The organism is Fructilactobacillus vespulae (genome assembly GCF_047324295.1).
Lineage (GTDB): Bacteria > Bacillota > Bacilli > Lactobacillales > Lactobacillaceae > Fructilactobacillus > Fructilactobacillus vespulae.
In genome coordinates, this window is sequence record NZ_CP137138.1 from 1,081,646 (window position 1) to 1,095,519 (window position 13,874).

General features: G+C 34.0%; 21 protein-coding genes, 1 tRNA gene and 1 other annotated feature. Of the genes, 21 read left to right on the forward strand and 1 reads right to left on the reverse strand.

The window, feature by feature from the left end; all coding sequences use genetic code 11:
* The first annotated feature begins 12 nt into the window (after positions 1 to 12).
* From greA to R4B61_RS05420, 8 genes are all read left to right on the forward strand, one after another.
* Positions 13 to 489, forward strand: coding sequence for a transcription elongation factor GreA (greA, locus tag R4B61_RS05385; RefSeq protein WP_413627242.1), 477 nt, complete (start codon positions 13 to 15; stop codon positions 487 to 489).
* A 151-nt stretch (positions 490 to 640) separates the two neighbouring features.
* Positions 641 to 2,704, forward strand: a complete 2,064-nt coding sequence (locus R4B61_RS05390) for a peptidoglycan D,D-transpeptidase FtsI family protein (RefSeq protein WP_413627243.1) — start codon at positions 641 to 643, stop codon at positions 2,702 to 2,704.
* A 123-nt stretch (positions 2,705 to 2,827) separates the two neighbouring features.
* Complete coding sequence (gene rpmG / locus R4B61_RS05395) at positions 2,828 to 2,977, forward strand: 50S ribosomal protein L33 (RefSeq protein WP_413627244.1); 150 nt, start codon at positions 2,828 to 2,830, stop codon at positions 2,975 to 2,977.
* A gap of 46 nt (positions 2,978 to 3,023) precedes the next feature.
* Positions 3,024 to 3,560: a 5-formyltetrahydrofolate cyclo-ligase gene (locus tag R4B61_RS05400; RefSeq protein WP_413627245.1), complete on the forward strand. Its 537-nt coding sequence runs from the start codon at positions 3,024 to 3,026 to the stop codon at positions 3,558 to 3,560.
* The gene (locus R4B61_RS05405) at positions 3,553 to 4,215 is read left to right on the forward strand and encodes a rhomboid family intramembrane serine protease (RefSeq protein WP_413627246.1); all 663 of its coding nucleotides are present in this window, start codon (positions 3,553 to 3,555) and stop codon (positions 4,213 to 4,215) included. Before R4B61_RS05400 ends, R4B61_RS05405 begins: the two co-directional genes overlap by 8 nt.
* Before the next feature lie 37 nt (positions 4,216 to 4,252).
* On the forward strand, positions 4,253 to 4,456 hold the full coding sequence (locus tag R4B61_RS05410) for a YqgQ family protein (RefSeq protein ID WP_413627247.1): 204 nt from the start codon (positions 4,253 to 4,255) through the stop codon (positions 4,454 to 4,456).
* A 19-nt stretch (positions 4,457 to 4,475) separates the two neighbouring features.
* Positions 4,476 to 5,438, forward strand: coding sequence for an ROK family glucokinase (locus tag R4B61_RS05415; RefSeq protein WP_413627248.1), 963 nt, complete (start codon positions 4,476 to 4,478; stop codon positions 5,436 to 5,438).
* A gap of 28 nt (positions 5,439 to 5,466) precedes the next feature.
* Complete coding sequence (locus tag R4B61_RS05420; protein WP_413627249.1) at positions 5,467 to 5,871, forward strand: rhodanese-like domain-containing protein; 405 nt, start codon at positions 5,467 to 5,469, stop codon at positions 5,869 to 5,871.
* A gap of 36 nt (positions 5,872 to 5,907) precedes the next feature.
* Here the strand turns inward: R4B61_RS05420 and R4B61_RS05425 are convergent, their stop codons facing one another.
* Positions 5,908 to 6,084 (reverse strand): DUF3042 family protein, encoded by a 177-nt coding sequence (locus tag R4B61_RS05425; RefSeq protein ID WP_413627250.1) that lies wholly within the window; start codon positions 6,082 to 6,084, stop codon positions 5,908 to 5,910.
* 91 nt (positions 6,085 to 6,175) lie between these two features.
* Here R4B61_RS05425 and miaA point away from each other — a divergent pair, with 91 nt between their 5' ends.
* The 13 genes from miaA (at position 6,176) to R4B61_RS05490 (ending at position 13,874) form a co-directional block, all read left to right on the forward strand.
* Positions 6,176 to 7,102 (forward strand): tRNA (adenosine(37)-N6)-dimethylallyltransferase MiaA, encoded by a 927-nt coding sequence (gene miaA, locus R4B61_RS05430; protein WP_413627251.1) that lies wholly within the window; start codon positions 6,176 to 6,178, stop codon positions 7,100 to 7,102.
* On the forward strand, positions 7,089 to 7,610 hold the full coding sequence (locus R4B61_RS05435) for a hypothetical protein (protein ID WP_413627252.1): 522 nt from the start codon (positions 7,089 to 7,091) through the stop codon (positions 7,608 to 7,610). Before miaA ends, R4B61_RS05435 begins: the two co-directional genes overlap by 14 nt.
* Positions 7,611 to 7,658: 48 nt before the next feature.
* Positions 7,659 to 7,732, forward strand: a tRNA-Arg gene (locus R4B61_RS05440).
* A 96-nt stretch (positions 7,733 to 7,828) separates the two neighbouring features.
* Positions 7,829 to 7,902, forward strand: a sequence feature (ribosomal protein L21 leader region).
* A 20-nt stretch (positions 7,903 to 7,922) separates the two neighbouring features.
* Positions 7,923 to 8,231, forward strand: coding sequence for a 50S ribosomal protein L21 (gene rplU, locus R4B61_RS05445; RefSeq protein ID WP_413627253.1), 309 nt, complete (start codon positions 7,923 to 7,925; stop codon positions 8,229 to 8,231).
* A gap of 6 nt (positions 8,232 to 8,237) precedes the next feature.
* Entirely contained in the window at positions 8,238 to 8,558 is a 321-nt protein-coding gene (locus R4B61_RS05450; protein ID WP_413627254.1) for a ribosomal-processing cysteine protease Prp, read from the forward strand.
* Positions 8,559 to 8,584: 26 nt separating this feature from the next.
* Positions 8,585 to 8,881 carry a 50S ribosomal protein L27 gene (gene rpmA, locus R4B61_RS05455; RefSeq protein ID WP_413627255.1) on the forward strand — a complete coding sequence of 99 codons (297 nt, stop codon included), beginning with the start codon at positions 8,585 to 8,587 and terminating at the stop codon, positions 8,879 to 8,881.
* Between the two features lie 114 nt (positions 8,882 to 8,995).
* Positions 8,996 to 9,568: an elongation factor P gene (gene efp / locus R4B61_RS05460; protein WP_413627256.1), complete on the forward strand. Its 573-nt coding sequence runs from the start codon at positions 8,996 to 8,998 to the stop codon at positions 9,566 to 9,568.
* Positions 9,569 to 9,601: 33 nt separating this feature from the next.
* Complete coding sequence (locus tag R4B61_RS05465) at positions 9,602 to 10,039, forward strand: Asp23/Gls24 family envelope stress response protein (protein ID WP_413627257.1); 438 nt, start codon at positions 9,602 to 9,604, stop codon at positions 10,037 to 10,039.
* Complete coding sequence (gene nusB, locus R4B61_RS05470; protein WP_413627258.1) at positions 10,029 to 10,439, forward strand: transcription antitermination factor NusB; 411 nt, start codon at positions 10,029 to 10,031, stop codon at positions 10,437 to 10,439. Before R4B61_RS05465 ends, nusB begins: the two co-directional genes overlap by 11 nt.
* Positions 10,440 to 10,529: 90 nt before the next feature.
* Positions 10,530 to 11,387, forward strand: a complete 858-nt coding sequence (locus R4B61_RS05475) for a bifunctional 5,10-methylenetetrahydrofolate dehydrogenase/5,10-methenyltetrahydrofolate cyclohydrolase (protein WP_413627259.1) — start codon at positions 10,530 to 10,532, stop codon at positions 11,385 to 11,387.
* A complete protein-coding gene (gene xseA / locus R4B61_RS05480; protein ID WP_413627260.1) occupies positions 11,384 to 12,727 on the forward strand; it encodes an exodeoxyribonuclease VII large subunit in 1,344 nt (447 codons plus the stop codon). Before R4B61_RS05475 ends, xseA begins: the two co-directional genes overlap by 4 nt.
* Before the next feature lie 2 nt (positions 12,728 to 12,729).
* Positions 12,730 to 12,999, forward strand: coding sequence for an exodeoxyribonuclease VII small subunit (locus tag R4B61_RS05485; protein ID WP_413627261.1), 270 nt, complete (start codon positions 12,730 to 12,732; stop codon positions 12,997 to 12,999).
* The gene (locus R4B61_RS05490; protein ID WP_413627262.1) at positions 12,999 to 13,874 is read left to right on the forward strand and encodes a polyprenyl synthetase family protein; all 876 of its coding nucleotides are present in this window, start codon (positions 12,999 to 13,001) and stop codon (positions 13,872 to 13,874) included. Before R4B61_RS05485 ends, R4B61_RS05490 begins: the two co-directional genes overlap by 1 nt.

Sequence of the window (13,874 nt, forward strand, 5' to 3'; positions counted from 1 at the left end):
TGAGGTGTTTAAATGAGTGAAGATAAAGTATATCCAATGACCCAAGAGGGTAAAGTTAAGCTTGAAAAAGAATTAGAAGATTTAAAAACAATCCAACGTCCTCAAATAATTGAAGAAATTAAAGTTGCTAGAAGTTATGGAGATTTATCAGAAAATTCTGAATATAAATCTGCGAAAAATCAACAAGCTTTATTGGAAAGTAGAATTAATACTGTTGAACACATGCTTCAATTTGCTGAAGTGGTTGATGAAGAAAAAACGGATTCAAACGAAGTAAGCGTTGGTAAGACAGTTCAATTTAAAGAATTACCAGACGAAGAAGTGGAAGAATACCAAATCGTTGGTGCAGCAGAAGCTGATCCATTGTCTGGAAAGGTTTCAAACGATTCACCAATTGCAGCTGCTCTATTGGGCCACAAGGTTGGTGAAAAAGTCGATATTGAAATTCCCGACGGTTTAATGCACGTTGAAATCGTTTCAGTTAAATAAAATAATTAAGATATCGAATTTTGATAATTCGATATCTTTTTTCTAGATTTAAATTTAATTTTAACTAAATTTGGTTTCTCTTTATTGCGCAAGGATAGGGATAATGTAATAATGAAACTGTGTGAAATTTCGAGAATAAGGGGTAACTAGAGTGGGTAATTTTTTTGGAAAATTCTTCAAAAGAAGAACACGATCTAGTCGACAAAAGAGCGAGGCAAACGTAATTCCTTTCCGATTAAATTTAATTTTTATAATCGTCGGGTTATTATTTGTTGTTTTGATCTGGAAGTTGGCAGATTTACAAATTATACAAGGTAAGTACTTTCAATCAGTTGTTAATAATAGTAATAATGCCACTAAATACGGTAATGTTGAACGTGGAATGATTTATGATTCTACCGGTAAATTAATTTCAGGTAATCAGGCCCAAAGAGCCATTACTTATACGAGATTACCTAATGTTAATCCTAGTGATATGTACGACGACGCTACTAAGTTGGGAAGCTATATAAAAGTTCCCACCAAAAAGCTAACTGATAGACAAATTGCTGATTACTATTTAGCTAATCCTACTAATAGTAAGAACGTTGCTAAAACCATCAAAAATTATGAAAATATGAGTGTTGATAATCAACAAACTGCTAAATTGAAAAAGGTCATGAATGGTGGCGTGATTTCGTTTAACGATAAAATTAAAAATAACGCAGCTATTTATAACTCAATGAGTGGTGCTTATAAGCTTTCAACAACTTTTGTTAAGTATAATGATGTATCAAATGAAGAAATGTCATTAGTTGGTGAACATGCTAGTGAAATGCCTGGAGTAGCAGTAGGAACAAACTGGGCAAGAAATTATCCGGATGGAGAAAATATCAAAATGTTAACGGGTGGAGTTTCTTCAAATGAAGCTGGGTTACCTGAAAACGAAGTGAACAAATTATTAGCCCAAGGATATTCACAAAATGAATCAGTTGGTACTAGTAATTTGGAATCGAAATATGAGCCCATCTTAAAGGGATCTAAGTCGCAAACTAACGTGAAAATGAATAGTGACGGACAAATTATTTCTCAAGTAAAGAAATATGCTGGTAAACGTGGTGATAACCTCCAACTAACTGTAAATTCTAAATTCCAAAAAGATTTAGAAGATTTGGTTAAGAGTAATCAAGCCGGTGGTAATGCAACGGGAACTTATGCAGTGGCTATGAATCCTAAGACTGGTGCAGTTATCGGGATGGCCGGAGTTGATCGTGATCCCAAGACCGGAAAGGTTACCGAAAACGATCTAGGAACCATGGCAACTTCGATTACAATGGGATCCGTTGTTAAGGGTGCGACGGTTGCTGGAGCTCTAATGGATAAAGTTATTACACCAGAAAGCAGTGTCTTAACTGATATGCCTATTAAAAATGGTGGCGGTACTAAGAGTTCTTGGTTCAATAAAAATGGTGAAGCAAACATGGCGGTTAATGCAGCCGGTGCGCTGGAGGTTTCTTCTAACTCGTACATGATGCAATTGGCCATGAAAGAAGCTAACTTCCATTACGTTGAAGGTGGTCAATTAAATATGAATCCAGCTGTATTTAATACCCTTCGCAGTTACTTTAACCAGTTTGGTTTGGGAATCAAAACTGGGATTGATATTCCTGGTGAGTCAAAGGGAATTCAAGGTCCTGGTGGATTTGCAAACATTGGTAAAGCGCTGGATGAGTCATACGGAAACTACGATGGTTATACAACCATGCAACTTGCTCAGTATATGTCTACCATTGCTAATGGTGGTTATCGTTTACAACCTTATCTCGTTCAAAATATTAGAGAAACAAACGAAAAGAACGGTAAATTGGGTAGAATTAAGAACTCAACGAAACCTCGAGTTCTTAACAAAGTTCCAATTAGTACTGAACAATTAGATGTTATTAAACAAGGATTCTATCAAGTTGTTCATGGTAGCAATAAATATAAAACTGGTGGTGCATTACAGGATATTTCACCTGAAGTATCAGCCAAAACTGGTACAGCACAAACATTCTATAATGGACAAGAAACTGTAACGCTTAGTTTAGTTTCATATGCACCATCAGATGACCCACAAGTGGTAATTGCACTGGCAATGCCTAATTTACCGGCTGATGCCTCGGTTAACAATACTACTTTGGCAAAACAAATTTATCAGGCTTATTGGAAAGATGTTCAAAATGCTCCCGGAAAATAATCCGTCAAGTATAAATACTTAACATTTATTTGATTAAAGGCTAGAATTTATTTTGAAATAATGTTATGATATTTAGTGTTATTAATGATAATTTAAAAATGCACTTGTTTGGAGGTATTTACCATGCGTGTACACATCACTTTAGAATGTACAGAATGCCACGAACGCAACTACTTAAGTTCTAAGAATCGTCGTAACAACCCAGATCGCTTAGAATTAACTAAGTATTGCCCTCGTGAAAGAAAAGCAACTTTACATCGCGAAACAAAATAAGGATTTTGAGCAATTGCTCAGAATCCTTTTTTATTAGGTGGATAAAATGAAAAATAAAATTAGAAAAGAAATATTAGCTAAAATGAAAATTAGTAATCGTGATTACGATGAAAATTTATGTCAAAGGTTGTTTGCGACTGTTCAGTGGAATCATGCTGATGTAGTAGCGGTTACACTTAGTATGGATGATGAGCTGGATACTAATCCAATAATTGAAAAAGCCTTTCAGCAAAATAAACAAGTTGTAATTCCTAAAACCTTTTCAAATCGCGTTATGAAATTTTTTGCTTTTGATAACAGTACTAAAATCGAAAAAAGTAATTTTGGGGTAAGGGAACCGGTGGACGCTAATGAGGTATATCCGGATGATATTGATTTAATAATTGTACCGGGAGTAGCTTTTAATCCCAGTACCCATCAAAGAATTGGCTTTGGTGGTGGTTTTTTTGATTGTTACTTGTCTAGTTATTCAGGAGATACAATTAGTTTAGTAAGGCCGGAACAGGTGGTTAATAAAAATTGGTTATCTGAAGAAACTGATATACCCGTTCAATTAATAATTAGAGGTGATGATAATGATTGATCAATTAAAAAGACGATCTTTTCTTACTGAAGCATCAGTTTTGGTTATGGTTATTATTTTTATATTAATGACATTTGCGGGTGGTAGTACCAACTCAAAAGTTTTGATTGATTTTGGAGCAGAAAATAATACTTTAATTAATGCTGGACAGTGGTGGCGTCTTTTAAGCGCAAGTTTTATTCATATTGGCTATCAGCATTTGATTTTAAACTTGATTTTTATTTATTTTTTAGGAAAAATAGTTGAAAATAACTTTGGACACTGGCGGTTTATGTTTATTTTCCTAATTTCTGGAATTGTAGGTAATTTATTTAGTTTTGCATTTGATACGGGTTTATCTGCGGGGAGTAGTACGGTTATATTTGGTCTTTTTGGAGCTTATTTCTCGCTTTACTTTGCATATCCCAATAATATGGAGATACGGCAACAATCTAGTTCGTTTGTGATCTTAATTTTATTTAACTTATTGTTTGATATTTTTATGCCTTCAATTAGTCTGGTGGGACACCTAGGTGGACTGGTCGGCGGATTTTTGATATCACAAGTGCTAGGTGTACCGAATGAAAAAACTTTGAATAAAAAAAGTAAAATTATTTATGCAAACGCTTTAATTATTGTTATAATGGTAATGTATTATATTGGTTTGAATCGTTGACACAAATAAGTGATTTACTTTAGGATGATAACTATATATGAAAAATTTATATGATGTACAACAGCTTTTAAAACGTTTTGGGACTTATGTCTATATTGGTAAACGTATTTGGGATATTGAAGTCATGGCTTTGGAATTAGATCACTTGCATGAAGCAAAGTTAATTTCAAACGATGAGTTTATTTCTGCTAAACTAGTATTAACTAAAGAACATCGAATTGAAGCTGATAAAACAAAATAAAAAACCGGGGGTCGTGAACATGTTAAAAAACTTAATTGGAATTGATTTAGGTGGAACTACAACTAAAATGGCTTTTCTTAACGAAGAAGGAGAAGTTTTAGACAAATGGAGAATTCTTACTGATATTAGTGATAATGGTAGTCACATTGTTGAAAATATCATTGAATCAATCAATAAGCACATTGAAGAAGCTGGAAAAACTAAAGCCGATTTTATCGGAATTGGTATGGGAACTCCAGGTGCTGTAAACAGTGAACGTGGAACTGTTTCTGAAGCATATAATTTAAACTGGGTTGATGAACAACCAATTAGACAATTAATCCAAGATGGAATTGGTTTGCCTTTTGACCTTGATAATGATGCTAACGTAGCTTCACTAGGTGAATACTGGAAAGGTGCTGGTAGTGCAGAAGCTGATGTTGTTTTTGCAACACTTGGTACTGGAGTTGGTGGTGGTGTAATTGCCAATGGTAAGTTGATTCATGGTGTAAATGGTGGAGCTGGTGAAATTGGTCATATTACAGTTGAACCAAGAGGTTACCAATGTACTTGTGGTAAACAAGGTTGTTTAGAAACATATGCATCAGCTACAGGAATCGTTAGACTTGCTGAAGATATGACTAAAGATTTCCGTGGTACTTCACGTTTGAAAGAATTAATTAATGGTGACGAAAAAGTTACTTCAAAACTTGTTTTCTATCTAGCTGATAACGGTGATATTTTAGCAAACCAAGTTGTTGATCGTGTTTGTTTCTACCTTGGATTAGCATTATCAATGATTGGTAATACATTTAACCCAGCAAGTATTATTATTGGTGGTGGTGTATCAAACGCCGGAAATACTTTATTACAACCAACTACTAAATACTTCCAAGAAAATGCCTTCTCTTCAGTTAGAGATTCAACTAAGATTAAATTAGCTGAGTTAGGTAATGATGCTGGTGTGATTGGTGCCGCTTCAATGGCATTACAATTTAAATAATATAACTAAAGGATTGGAGTGAATCTGCTTGGCTGGATTTTTGAATTTTATAACTATCTTTTTAGTTGCAGTTATTATTTTATTTGCCATTTGGATGGGAGTGCACTATTTAAATATCTTCAGAACTAAAAAGTACGCTAAATTTTTATCTGAAGATGAATTTACAAAAGGAATGCGGAAAGCTCAAGTTATTGATTTGAGAGAGTCTAATCCATTTAAAAATGGACATATTTTAGGCGCCCGTAATATTCCTTACTCAACTTTTAAGAATTTTTATGCTGATATTAGACCTGATCTTCCGGTTTATTTGTATGATCAAACTACTACAATTAGCATGAAAGCTGCGAAATTTTTGAACAATAAAAACTTCAAAAACATTTCAATTTTAGATAAAGGATATCAAAATTGGGATGGAAAAGTTAAAAAAGGCTAAAAAAAGAGAGCTCATTTGAGCTCTCTTTTATTTTGATTAACCTAAGTGAGAAGAACCGGCTTTTCTTTGTGACTTTTTACGGTTTTCTTCTTCTTTTTGTTCTTGTGATTCGATTGGTTCAACCACTGCTTTTTTAAATGAGTATAGAACTCCGGCGGTAACTCCAATCATAGCAGCAACACCTGTTGCAAATCCTTTACCAAACTTATGCATAGTTATAAACCTCCTTATATTTATACATTTTAATTATGCTTTATTTAGTTTAAAATATCCAGTAACAAACCTATTTTTAAGGACAGTGAATATGAAAAAAGTTTTAATAATTGCAGGACCTACAGCGGTGGGGAAGAGTTCTTTATCGGTTGATTTGGCACAAAAATTTTCTGGAGAAATTATTTCTGGAGATTCAATGCAAGTTTATCGTAGTTTAGACATTGGAACGGCAAAAATAACCCCAACTGAAATGAAGGGGATTAATCATTACTTGATTGATATAAAAAATATCCAACAACAATATAGTGTTGTGAATTTTGTTTCTGATGCTGGTGATTTGATTGAAAAGATAACTAACCAGGGAAAACTTCCAATTATTGCTGGGGGAACTGGTTACTACTTACAAGCTTTAATTAAAGGATTAGCTTTTGGGGGACAAAAGAGTTCAAACGATGCGATTAAGAAAAATTTGGAACTTGAACTCCAAAAATCTGGTTCCCAAGCACTTTGGAATCGATTGAATTCGATTGATCCATTATCTGCTGCTAAAATTCCGGTTAATAATTCCAGAAAGGTCATTCGAGCCTTGGAAGTTTATCAGGTAACGGGCAAGCTTTTTTCGGATCAAGAAAACTTTGGTGATCGTTACGATGCGTTAGTAATTGGATTGAATTGTGATCGTCAGTTGCTTTATCAACGGATTAATTCTCGAGTTGATGAAATGATGAAACAAGGCCTACTTGAAGAAAATCAATGGTTGTTCAATAATGGCGGGATGGAAAATCCAGCTAGTAAAGGGATTGGATATCGTGAATTTGATTCGTATTTTTCTGGTGATAGTAATTTAGAAGAAGTGGTCTCTCAAATTAAGCAAGATTCTAGACATTATGCCAAACGACAGTTAACCTGGTTTAGAAACAAGTTAAATGTTCACTGGTTTAATCTGGTTGAACATCCAGCAGAGCTTAAAGAGATAAATACTTTGATAGAGAAGTGGAGAAATAATGATGAACTTTAATGAACTAAATGATATGACTGTTAATTTATATCGGCAATTTGAAGCTAAAAAACAAATGGTTTGGAAAGATAATCATCATTTATTGTCGATTGTAACGTCTTTAGACATCCATCTGGGTGAATTGGCAGTATCTTCTAGGTTAGATGATACTAAGATTAATTCGGCGGTTAAATTAGATTCAGAGCGACAAATTGATGCTGCCATTGGAGTTCTTAAAGATTTCTTTTTAATGGCAAGCATTTGTAATTGGACTGATATATTTGAATTAAGTGAGAAAGAGCAGAAACGATTACAGATTTTACCGGTTGATGATAAGGCAAAATTGGATACCTTGTATTTATCAATCAAAAATATGATCTTAAAATCTTTTTATGAAAAGGATAAAACTAGTTTTAGACATGGTTGGATTTTATTTTATAAATGGATTTTTAGTGATTTGAAGTTTGATGAGACGGGATTTGAAAAAGATTTTCAAGAAAAAGTTAAAAAAGAACAAGAAAATCTTTAAAATGATATTGACCTACGGCAAAATATACCTTATAATTATTTTTGTTATGTCGCAGTAGCCCAGTTGGATAGAGCAACGGTCTTCTAAACCGTAGGTCGAGCGTTCGAGTCGCTCCTGCGACATTGTTAAAAAGGCAGTCATCTGAAAAGGTGATTGTCTTTTTTGTTTGACAAAAAAAACATTATTAGATAAAATAAACATGTTGTACTTGTGGACTTTCACAGCTACAACCGCACAGTTTGAGTAATTAAGATCGAAAAGGCGCTCATATCTGGCGAGTCTAAGCATATTATTATAAGGAGGTGCATGTACATGTACGCAATTATCGTTACAGGTGGAAAACAATACAAGGTTTCTGAAGGTGATTCTATCTTTGTTGAAAAGTTAGATGGTGACCAAGGAACTAAGGTTACTTTTGACCAAGTTGTATTTGTTGGTGGAGACACTACTAAAGTTGGTACTCCATTAGTTGATGGTGCTTCAGTTGAAGCTTCAGTTGAAAAACAAGGTAAGGAAAAGAAGATTACTATCTTCCGTTACAAGCCTAAGAAGGGTTCAACTTCTAAGAAGGGTCATCGTCAACCTTACACTAAAGTTAAGATTGAAAAAATTAACGCTTAATTAATTATGATTAAAGCTAAATTTAATTCATCTGACAATCTAATTACCGGTTTTAGTTTAACAGGTCATGCAGATTCAGATGAATACGGGCATGATATTGTTTGTGCTGCCGCATCTGTTTTAGTGATTACCACGGTTAATAATTTATCTAGAGTTGCCGGAATTGATCCGGTGGTTCATCAAGATGAAAAAAATGGTGGTTATATCAAAGTTTCAGTTAATGATGCTGATGTTAACAATGTTAAGGTTCAAACTTTATTATTATCCTTACAAAATGGAATTATTGATTTATCAAATGAATATTCTGATTTCGTTAAATTAAAATAATTTTTAAATATGGAGGTGTATTGCACATGCTAAAATTGAATTTACAATTCTTCTCTCACCATAAAACTGGGGGTTCATCATCTAACGGTCGTGACACTGCTGGTCGTCGTTTGGGAACTAAAGCTGCTGATGGTTCAAGTGTAACAACTGGTTCAATCATCTACAGACAACGTGGAACTCATATCTACCCAGGAGTAAACGTTAAACGTGGTTCTGATGATACTTTATTCGCACTTGCTGATGGTGTTGTTCGTTTCGAACGTTTAGGTAGAGACAAACGTCAAGTTTCTGTTTACCCAGAAGCTGAAACTGCTAACAAGTAAATAAAATATAGACCCGCGTTATAGTGGGTCTTTTTTTATGCCAATAGTGGATGGGGCTTGATTTCAGACACTTATAATTGATATGATTAATAGTAAACATAGGAGGCTTTTATTATGGCTATTTCTACAGCAAAATTTAAAACTGGTTTAACAATCGAAGTTGATAACGCAATCTGGAAAATTCTAGATTTCCAACACGTAAAACCTGGTAAGGGTGGAGCTTTCGTTCGTACTAAACTAAAGAACCTTAGAACTGGTGCGGTACAAGAAAAGACTTTCCGTTCAGGTGCCAAAATGGAAAAAGCGGAAATCAATACAATGAAGATGCAATATCTTTATGATGATGGAACTGGTTTAGTTTTCATGGATAATGAAACTTTTGATCAAATTACCATTCCTAATGAAGCAGCTGAAGAAGCAATGAAGTATCTTCAACCAAATATGGAAGTTCAAATTATGCAATACAAAGGTGAAACTCTAGGAATTGAAGTTCCTAAGACTGTGAGCCTTGAAGTTGCCGAAACTGAACCTGGTATTAAGGGTGATACAGCTTCTGGTGGTTCAAAGCCAGCTACTATGTCAACTGGTTTAATTCTACAAGTTCCATTCTTTGTTAACCAAGGTGATAAGTTAATCATCAATACTACTGATGGTACTTACATTTCACGTGATAAAGATAGTAAATAATAATTAAAAAATCTTGAATTGGGGGCTATGAAAATGGCAGCAGAAGATCAATTTATTACATTAAGTAATAAAGAAAGCGACTTAGGGGATATAAAAGTTGCACCAAATGTGATTGAAATAATTGCTAGTATCGCTACTACAGAGGTAGATGGTGTTAATAAGATGCGTGGAACTTTCTCTTCCAGCGTTCAAGGATTGTTCGGGAGAAAAGAACGTAGCCACGGCATTAAACTTCTCTTTAACGATGACGATGCACTTGATGTTGATGTTTATGCTTACCTAGACTATGGGGTTTCAGTTCCTAAAGTGGCCCTTCAAGTTCAAGATCAAGTTAAGCAACAACTTCTTTTCATGACTGACTTACACGTTGATGCAGTTAATGTTCACGTTGTAGGAGTAGTTCCTGAAAAGGAAGCCAAAGTGGATACAGACAGTTTGTTTGATAATGATGGAGAAGATAGTGAAAGTTAACAGACATCAAATTCGAGAACTGGCATTTCAAACATTGTTTGCTTTAGAAAGCAATGATGAAATTAATGTTGATGAATGTTTTCATTACATTACTAAAAATGATGCCAACGAAATACCAGACTATTACCATGAATTAGTCTTCGGTGTTAGAGAACACCAAAGTGAAATTAACGAAGCAATTCAACCATTACTTGATTCTAAGTGGGTAGTATCCCGATTAAATAAAGCTGATTTGATTATTTTACAACTAGCATTTTATGAAATGAAATTTGTAGATGATGTTCCAGCTAAAGTTTCAATTAATGAAGCACTTGAATTAGCAAAGAAATTTAGTGATGATAAGTCAGTCAACTTTATTAACGCTATTTTAGATAAAAACATGAAAAAGAACCCAGATTAATTTCGGGTTCTTTTTCTTTTCATTCAGTGAAAGATAAAATAATATGCTAAAATTAGTTTTAACTTGTCGGATATGAATGGAGGTTATTAAATGGTAAAAACAATCGATGGTCGAAAAATTGCTAAAGAGCTTAATGAAACCACTAAAGAAAAAGTACAACAGCTAAAAAAACAGGGGATTCAACCTGGTTTAGCGGTTATTTTAGTTGGTGAGAATCAGGCTAGTCAAAGATACGTTCATATGAAAGAAAAGAAAGCAATTGAGTTGGGAATTAATTCAATTAGTAAAGTTTTTCCAGAAACAATCTCTGAAAGTGATCTTTTAATTGAAATTGAACGATTAAATGATGATCCCACAGTCAATGGTATTTTGGTTCAATCACCTTTACCTAAGCACATTAATGAACAAAAAGTGATTGAAACAATCGATTACCACAAAGATGTTGATGGTTTTCATCCTGTGAATGTTGGTAATTTATTTCTAAATGTTTCCAAACCATATCCGGTAGCATGTACGCCTAAAGGAGTTATGACACTTCTTGAAAAATATAATATTAATGTTGATGGTGCTCGAGTAGTAATAATTGGTAGAAGTTCAATTGTTGGAAAGCCAATGCTTGCTTTAATGTTAAATGCCAACGCAACGATTATTGATGTCCACAGTCATACTAAAGATATTACGGAATATACAAAGGATGCTGATATCGTAATTTCTGCAGTTGGAAAGGTAGCAACAATTACAGAAGCCGATTTGAAAGAAGGAGCCTGTGTAATCGACGTAGGACAAAATTTAGATAAGAATGGTAAATTAGTCGGAGACGTTGATTATGACCCTGAAAATAGCAAAATAGGCTATATTACACCGGTACCCGGTGGAGTCGGTCCAATGACAATTGCAACTCTGATGCAACAAACTGTTGAAATGTGTGAATGGAGCAAATTAAAATGAATCATGAGTATTTAACGGTTACTTCATTAAATCAATATATTCATAAAAAATTTGAAAAAGATCCTTATCTAACTAAGGTTTATGTTACTGGTGAGCTTTCTAATTGGAGAAAACGTCCTGGACACCAATACTTTGTCATTAAAGACGATAAGTCAGTTTTAAGCGCGGTAATGTGGAAAGGTGCCTTTAATAAAGTTAAATTTGAGCCCGAAGAAGGAATGAAAGTTCTAATAACTGGTCGAGTTTCCACTTTTGAAAAAAGTGGTCAATATCAAATTTACGTGGAATCGATGGAACCAGATGGTGTCGGTAACCTGTACTTAGCATATGAACAGTTAAAGAAAAAGCTTTTTAGTGAGGGGTTGTTTGCACCAGAGCATAAGCAGTTGATTCCTAAATATCCTAAAAAAATAGCGGTAGTTACTTCACAAAGTGGTGCAGTTATTCGAGATATTATTGATGCAGTTAGAAAACGGGATAATCATATCCAGGTGGTTTTATTTCCGGCAGCAGTTCAAGGTGATGGGGCTGCTACAGAGATTGCTCAACAAATTGAAGCTGTCAATCAACGTAGTGACTTTGATACGTTGATAATTGGACGTGGTGGTGGATCAATCGAAGATTTATGGCCATTTAACGAAGAAATTGTAGCTAGAGCGATCTATAATAGCAGGGTTCCGGTGATTTCTTCTGTCGGGCACCAAACTGATAATACAATTGCTGATTTGGTTGCTGACGTTCGGGCATCAACGCCTACCCAAGCTGGAGTCATTTCATCTCCAGTACTTTCTGATTTAATAGTTAGTCTTAATAATGCCAATAACATAATGAATAACTCAATCAGAAATTTAATTAGAACCAACCAACAGAAATTAGAGCAGTTAAAACGAAGCTATGTTTTTCAAGATCCTAAAAGATTATATGAATCATACCAGCAGCAACTTGATATTTTAACTGAAAAAGTTCAAGTAGGATTTAAAACTATAATTAATCAAGATGTGAATCGATTTGAAGTTTTAAAATCAAATTTAATTGCTGAATCACCTAAAAATCAAATAAAAAGTAATCAAAAACAACTAGAATATTTAAACACCAACTTAATTAATGCAATCAAAATAATTCATAAACAAAAAAATGATAAATTGGCGAATGAAATTGCTGCCCTGGATCATTTAAGTCCATTGAAGATTATGTCGAGGGGTTATAGTCTAGTTAAAGATTCACAAGGTAATTTAATTAAATCAGTTGATCAGGTTTCTAATAAAGAAGAAATCAAAGTTGATTTGTCTGACGGATCAATTGCTGCAAATATTACAAAAATTAATCAGAAAAAGGTGTAATAATGGCTGAACATAAAATGACATTTGAAGAAAATATGAATAGATTAGAGCAAATTGTTAATAACTTACAAAGTGGTGATGTTCCTTTAGAAAAAGCTTTAACTGAATTTCAAACCGGGATTCAATTAAGCAAAGAAATGCAATCCACATTAGAAAATGCAGAAAAGACATTGACCAAAATGGTTGATTCAAGTGGCGAAGAGGTTCCTTTTACAAGAGATAAGGGATATCAAGACCAAAATAATGATGAAAATGGAGATTTATCATTCTAATGGAAACTGAAAAACAAGTATTAGGAGAATTTGAAGCCAAATATATTCCGTTAATTGATAAGTTTTTAAGCGAAAACATCGTAAAATCTTCTACAAATAAACTTTTAATTGATTCAATGAGTTATTCATTAATGGCTGGAGGTAAAAGACTACGCCCACTTTTAAGTTTAGCTGTTTTAGATTCGTATGGAGTAGCTATTAATCAAGAGTTAATCAAAGTGATTTCTGCAGTGGAATTAATTCATACCTATTCTTTAATTCACGACGACTTACCGGCAATGGATAATAGCGACTATCGTCGGGGTAAATTAGCTAATCACGTCAAATTTGGTGATGATATTGCAACGCTTGCAGGCGATGGATTATTAACTTTAGCATTTGAATGGATTGCGGATAGTTCACTTAATTCAGCAGTTAAAGTTGACTTAATTAATCAATTAGCTAGATCAGCAGGTCCTTGCGGAATGGTTGCAGGTCAGGTGATTGATGTTTCTTCTGAGGATAGTAGCTTAACGTTAGAACAACTACAAACTTTGGACCAAAAGAAAACCGGAGAATTGTTTTATTATTGCGTTGTGGCAGGTGCTATGATTGCCAAAGTTAGTGATCATGACCTAGAGCAGTTAAAGAAGTTTGCTTGGAGTTTTGGAGTAGCTTTTCAAATTTATGACGATATTTTAGATAATCCGGCAACGGGTTCTGATGAAGATGTTGAAAAAAACACCTATGTCAATTTGTTAGGGATTGAAAACGCAAAAGACAAACTCGCAGAAATAATAAAACAAGGTGAAAATGCAGTTGATAATCTAGAAGACGCAAAGGTTACAGTGATTTTGAAATCATTTTTCACTTATTTTGAAATAGGAAAAAGGTAG